Below are 5474 nucleotides of genomic sequence, written 5' to 3'. Positions count from 1 at the left end.
GTATTGGGCTGAATACCTAAGATATCGGCAGCAGAACGTGCGGTTACTTCCAATACAAAATATTCAAGCAGTTTTCTTTGCAGACTCTTCTTTAACTTACAGTGGGTTATCTTCATTTTGGCAGCCTGTCATGACTGCTAATCTACGTCAGCCCCATCGGTAATTTTCGGGTAGGCAGCCTGCTTAAAGGCAGAATGCTACGGCAATCATCAGGGCGGAATGATTCAAACACCTTTGCACCCAGCTGGAAAATCCAACCGAGATTTCCTGATTCAATGCTCGTGTTGCTGCCATTCTTTGATATTACGGCGTATAAACGCCAGTTGGCTGCAGTAGCGGCGGCAGTTCGGGCATACTGCCAAATGCATCACCACCGAAAGGCGTTCCCTCATAGAAAGCCGGCGGTCTTGGCTCTCTGAAAGCAGTATGCAAGCTTCTTTACATTTCAACATAGCTCTTTCTTTGCTCTCCTATTTCGGTATCTGCCAAATCAAACCAACGTTGCTGCAGGCATTGCCGCAGTCCGTTGCGGGCACGGTGCAGAATAACGTAACAGTTTTCTTTGCTGATGCTGAATTCCCTGCATATTTCAGCTACTTCCCAGCCCATGATTTCGCGCAGATAAAAAATACGTGCAGTATCTTGCGGAAGCCCCTGCATACAGTTTTCCAACGCCCGGAAAAAATCCTGTCTAAACAGCGCGTCTTCCGGCGCGGGCTGCCAATCCTGCGGAGCGGCAGCAGGCTGCCAGTGGCCGCTTTCATCAAAACAGCCGTTATAGCCCCGTTCAATGGCATCGTTTTCTTCCTGCATACCCTCAAGGCTTATCATGTGCCTGCTGCTGCGGAAATAATCGGCAATTTTATTTTTGAGTATGCTCAGCACCCAGGTTTTCAACCCGGCCTCTCCCCGGAACTGGCTGTGTTTGGCTATAGCTGCCGCCAGCGTGTCCTGCACGATGTCTTCGGCCAGAAATTCATCGCGCAACTGGATTTTGGCAAAGCGTAAAATATCGCAATGCAGCTCGGCAAGTTTATGTTTGAATTGTTCCATCGGTTGATTTTGTTGTGAGTAAAACGCCCGCATCCACCCAGTCATTAACTGCCGGTTTCAAAAGCTCCGCCACATCCTGCTCGGGCAGCAGCTCCTGCAGGCCTGCCAAAAGATTGGTAAATGTGTCGCTTTGGCGTTGGAAATGCTGCAGCAAAAACAGGTCGGTGCCTTCTATCGTGCGGTAATAAACCTCGTTGCTGCGGTTGCGCCAAGTTAAAACATGGCAGGGTGAGTCTTCTATCTGCTCCGGCCCGATGCTGACAAAATCACAGGGGTAATATTGCAGCTGGGCCGCAGGCGCCCAGGATAACACACTATGCTCATGCCAGCGGCCGTCTGAATCAGGCTGTATGGCTGTTTCGGCATGCAGCAAGGCGGTTTCAAAATCCATTACGGCCAGCATATTTTCAGACGGCCGCTCATGTTGCGGCAGGCTGTTGAGATAGGCGAGAAATTGCGGGGGAATATCATTAAAAAACGGAGATTCCGGGTGTGCCTCGATTAAAAAACGGTTTTGCCAGCCCTGCCATTGTTCGGAATCGGCCAGCAGACTGCTGTCGCTGAAGCAGAGATCGAGAAAACTTTTTATATTGTTGCGCACCAAGCGGGTATAAACAGCCAAGCGCTCAGGCGCGATACCGGGGGGGGCAGGCAGCGCGGGGTTGCGGATATGATCGGCAAGCTGCGCCTGCGCCTGCGCTGAAGAAATAGGGTTATGCGGCTGCATGTTTGGCTCTCTCCGCCTGCTGCTGAATCGCGGCAATGCGTGCCACTTCGGCCTCCAATTCGGCAAACGGCGGCAAGTTGCTGTCGCGCTCCAGCAGTGTGGGTACATTTTGCGGCAGGCTGCGGCAAGTGTAGGCAAACAAATCCCACACATCATCGCATACAGCCTGCCCGTGGGTGTCAATCAACAGTTCGGCAGTTTCTTCATCGTGCCCAGCCATATGAATATAGCTTACCCTTGCCAAATCGGTGCGGTTGATATAATCGGTTGGTGCAACAATGCCGTGGTTTACGGCGTTCACGTAAATATTGTTGATATCCAAATGAATATCGCAATCTGCTTCTTGCACCACTGCGTTGAGAAATTCGGCTTCATCCATTTCTGCAATCGGGTTGTGGGCATAATATGAAGTGTTTTCCACCGCAATGCGCATTTCGAGCAAATCCTGCACCATACGGATACGGGCTGCGGTGTGGCGCACCGACTCCCAGGTAAACGGCAGCGGCAGCAAATCATAAATATGCCCGTGGTGGCTGCAATAGCTCAAATGCTCCGAAAAAAAGCCGATGCGGTATTGCCGCAGAAACGCTTTGATCTGCTTGAGAAAATCAATCTGCAACGGGTCTTGGCCGCCTAATGAAAGCGACAACCCGTGGCAGGCAATGGGAAAACGCTCGGCCACTTCGTCAAACTGCCTGCGTGCCGCGCCGCCCATACGCAACCAGTTTTCAGGGGCGATTTCGATAAAGCGGATCGGGCTGCTTTGACGGTCGAGCCGCAAAAAATCGGCGGCCATACTGCGCTTGTAACCCAAACCCGCACCGCGCAAGATATTCATTTCGTGTCCTTTATTATAGTATTGGAAAAAACCGGCTGTTTACACCTTTACAATGGCAAAGAGCTTTGCTTTTCCACTGAAATAACCGTTTCTTGATTTTTGCCTATGCTCGAAACCATAGCTCGCTGTGCTTTCCGGCGTTATCGGCAACCTTTAAAAATTTCCCAAAAGGTTTTTGATGCAGAAACAAGAAAAGCAACAATGCCGGAATTTTCTATATATCGTGCTGTTTCAAGCATACCGTTCGAAGAGGCCGTCTGAACGCCATAACGGCAAAATCCCGCATTCAGACGGCCAAACTCGCTTATTTACTGCCGCATTTGCCTTCGCCGCACTTACCCTCGGCAGCTTTGGCAGGTTTCTTTTTCGCCGAAGCGCCGCACTTGCCCTCACCGCACTTGCCTTCGCCCGCTTTGGAAGCCTTCTTGCCGGCCGCACCGCACTTGCCCTCGCCACACGCGCCTTCCTGCGCTTTTTTGGTAACGGTTTTCACAGTTTTGGCAGCGGGCTGTTTGGTTTCAGCCATTGCCTGCCCGCCCAACAAAGCCAGCGAACCGGCCAATGCAATCAGAGAAGAAGTTTTTTTCATGATGTTTCCTTTTTAAAAAGTATTGAAAAACAGAGAGTACAGTGATAAAGCCGTCTGAAAGCCCGTGTAGTTCTTTCAAACAGGCATCACATCATTTACTGCCGCATTTACCTTCGGCAGACTTACCGCTGTGCGATGCTGCGCCGCATTTGCCTTCGGCAGCCTTGCCATTGTGCGATGTTGCGCCGCATTTACCTTCGGCAGACTTACCGCTGTGCGATGCTGCGCCGCATTTGCCTTCGGCAGCCTTGCCATTGTGCGATGTTGCGCCGCATTTACCTTCGGCAGCTTTGCCGCTTGCGCCGCATTTTCCCTCGCCCACTTTATGCTGCTCAGAGGCTGCAATCGGAGCAGAGGGGGCAGAACCGGCCTGACAACCCGCCAGTGCCAGCGCACCGGCCAATGCGGCCAAAGCAGTAGAAGTTGTGGTTTTCATCTTTATTATTCCTTTCAAATAAATTAAGAGGGACAAACTTTTCTTGTGTGAAAAAACCTATTTGGGCTTTTCAGACGGCCTTGCCCGGCCGGCCGAACAGCAGATGGTCAAGCGAAAAACGACCCATGCCCTGAAGCAGCAGCGGCAGCAGCACCACCAGATAAATCAGCGCCATTTTGTAGCCGTTGTCACATACATTATAACCATTGCCGCCGTGCACCGCCGCCCACGCTACTGTCGTCAGCACCATCAGCATCAATGCACCGGCGCGTCCGAACAAGCCCGACAACAGCAACAGCGGCGCGACCAGCTCGATACCCGTTGCCGCAGCCCAGTTGAAGCCGGCAGGAAACAAGCTGAACGGAAACGGAAATGCGCCTTGAATATCGGCAAACCAGTTTTGACCGTTCCATTTTTCGATACCTGCTTCCCAAAATTCATAAGCGGCAAACAGGCGCAAACCCAAAAGCGCAATATCTTTGCCCCAAGTGTTGGAAAAACGGCTCAAACAAGCGGTGCGGTTCATAATAATTCCTAACAAATGTTTATGCCTGAATAGACGGCATATACGGCAGTTTCTTACACTTCATTACAGATTTTTTAAGCTTTATTTTTAAATAATTGAAAATTATAATTTATTTTTTAAAATAACATGAGCAGAATGCCGGGTAAGGAAAACAGCAGCAATGTTGAAAATGCCCTTTGATTAAAGAATACCATAACGGGGAAAGTATAAAAACAGCCTTTCAGACGGCCCAAACATTTTTTGCCGAAAAAGGTTATTATATGATATACCCGCCACAAAATAAGGAAAACAAGATGGATTTTTTCAACACCCGCAGCATAACGTTTGATAATCCCATAGAAATGCTCTATGCCTGCCACAGCAAAGTGCGCCGTTTTTGCAGCCAAGTGCAGATGCTGCCCGGCTACATCGCCGCCAACGGGCGAAATGATGCGGCATTGCAGGCGGTGAAACAGATCAGCCAATATTTCAACACCGCCGCTCCGCTGCACCACCAAGATGAAGAAGAAGAAGATTTGTTCCCCCTGCTGCTGTATCACTTTCCCCACACGCGCAGCAATATCGAAGAACTGCAACGCCAGCACGAAAGCCTGCACGTCGGCTGGGCAGCGGTAGAACACGAATTTGCCGGCCTGCTGACCGACCCCGCCTACCGCCTGCAAACCGATGTACTCCAACGCTTCAGCACAGGCTACGATGCCCATCTGGCACTGGAAGAACCTTTGTTTGAAACCGGCAGAAACCTGCCTGCGCAAGCGTTGGTCGAAGCAGGAAGAAAGATGGCCGAACGTAGAAAAACTTAGGAATTGATGCCTTGTTGAAAACCATCGGAAAACCTTTTCAAACAGTCTCAACAGATTTTTTCAGCGGCCTCATTACCTACACCGAAGTATGGCGCAAGTGTTTGATAGTAAAGAAACTTCATTTTCGGCAAGACGACAAACTGTAGAGTACAGCAAAGCGCAACAATACCGCAATGAAATGTTAAGGTCGCACGCGTTTTGTCATGATTTAACATTTTTTGTCATAGCAACTAATCACCTGTATAGATAACAAGCCAGCACAAATTTATTTAAAAATTTAATCAATATATTAGGGGCTGAAGTAGATTAGCCCTAAACACCACACCAAAGCCGCAAAGTTTTTAACTGCTGCTTTGGTGTCCCGAAGTTAAAACGAAACTCACATTCTTTCAAGAACAGAGGAAAAGATTTTCGGTCGATTCCGTTGTATTTGCGCAAGACACGTTTCGCCTGATTCCAAAAATTCTCAATGCCGTTGATATGGTTGTGTCGGTCGGCAAAC

At 49.6% G+C, this 5474-nt stretch carries 8 protein-coding genes and 2 pseudogenes; 1 reads left to right on the top strand and 9 read right to left on the bottom strand.

What is annotated here, in order from left to right:
• The 8 genes and pseudogenes from IR141_RS12015 to IR141_RS11980 form a co-directional block, all read right to left on the bottom strand.
• A pseudogene (locus IR141_RS12015) lies at positions 1–116 on the bottom strand (IS1595 family transposase); the annotation flags it as partial.
• Positions 117–272: 156 nt separating this feature from the next.
• Entirely contained in the window at positions 273–452 is a 180-nt protein-coding gene (locus tag IR141_RS12010; RefSeq protein WP_135037605.1) for a zf-HC2 domain-containing protein, read from the bottom strand.
• Positions 439–1053, bottom strand: coding sequence for a sigma-70 family RNA polymerase sigma factor (locus IR141_RS12005; RefSeq protein ID WP_135037602.1), 615 nt, complete (start codon positions 1051–1053; stop codon positions 439–441). Before IR141_RS12005 ends, IR141_RS12010 begins: the two co-directional genes overlap by 14 nt.
• Positions 1034–1780: a DUF2063 domain-containing protein gene (locus IR141_RS12000; protein WP_135037600.1), complete on the bottom strand. Its 747-nt coding sequence runs from the start codon at positions 1778–1780 to the stop codon at positions 1034–1036. Before IR141_RS12000 ends, IR141_RS12005 begins: the two co-directional genes overlap by 20 nt.
• Entirely contained in the window at positions 1767–2612 is an 846-nt protein-coding gene (locus IR141_RS11995; RefSeq protein ID WP_194198398.1) for a DUF692 domain-containing protein, read from the bottom strand. Before IR141_RS11995 ends, IR141_RS12000 begins: the two co-directional genes overlap by 14 nt.
• Positions 2613–2922: 310 nt before the next feature.
• Positions 2923–3210 (bottom strand): hypothetical protein, encoded by a 288-nt coding sequence (locus IR141_RS11990; RefSeq protein ID WP_135037595.1) that lies wholly within the window; start codon positions 3208–3210, stop codon positions 2923–2925.
• An 88-nt stretch (positions 3211–3298) separates the two neighbouring features.
• Complete coding sequence (locus tag IR141_RS11985) at positions 3299–3643, bottom strand: hypothetical protein (RefSeq protein ID WP_135037592.1); 345 nt, start codon at positions 3641–3643, stop codon at positions 3299–3301.
• Between the two features lie 70 nt (positions 3644–3713).
• Positions 3714–4169 (bottom strand): DoxX family protein, encoded by a 456-nt coding sequence (locus IR141_RS11980; protein ID WP_135037589.1) that lies wholly within the window; start codon positions 4167–4169, stop codon positions 3714–3716.
• Positions 4170–4462: 293 nt separating this feature from the next.
• Between IR141_RS11980 and IR141_RS11975 the strand changes: the two genes are divergently transcribed.
• Positions 4463–4972, top strand: a complete 510-nt coding sequence (locus IR141_RS11975; protein WP_135037586.1) for a hemerythrin domain-containing protein — start codon at positions 4463–4465, stop codon at positions 4970–4972.
• Positions 4973–5284: 312 nt separating this feature from the next.
• Here the strand turns inward: IR141_RS11975 and IR141_RS11970 are convergent.
• A pseudogene (locus IR141_RS11970) lies at positions 5285–5474 on the bottom strand (IS1595 family transposase); the annotation flags it as partial.

It is taken from the genome of Neisseria sp. 19428wB4_WF04, assembly GCF_015235335.1.
GTDB classification, from domain to species: Bacteria; Pseudomonadota; Gammaproteobacteria; order Burkholderiales; family Neisseriaceae; genus Neisseria; species Neisseria musculi.
This window is presented reverse-complemented; position numbering and strand designations above follow the sequence as displayed.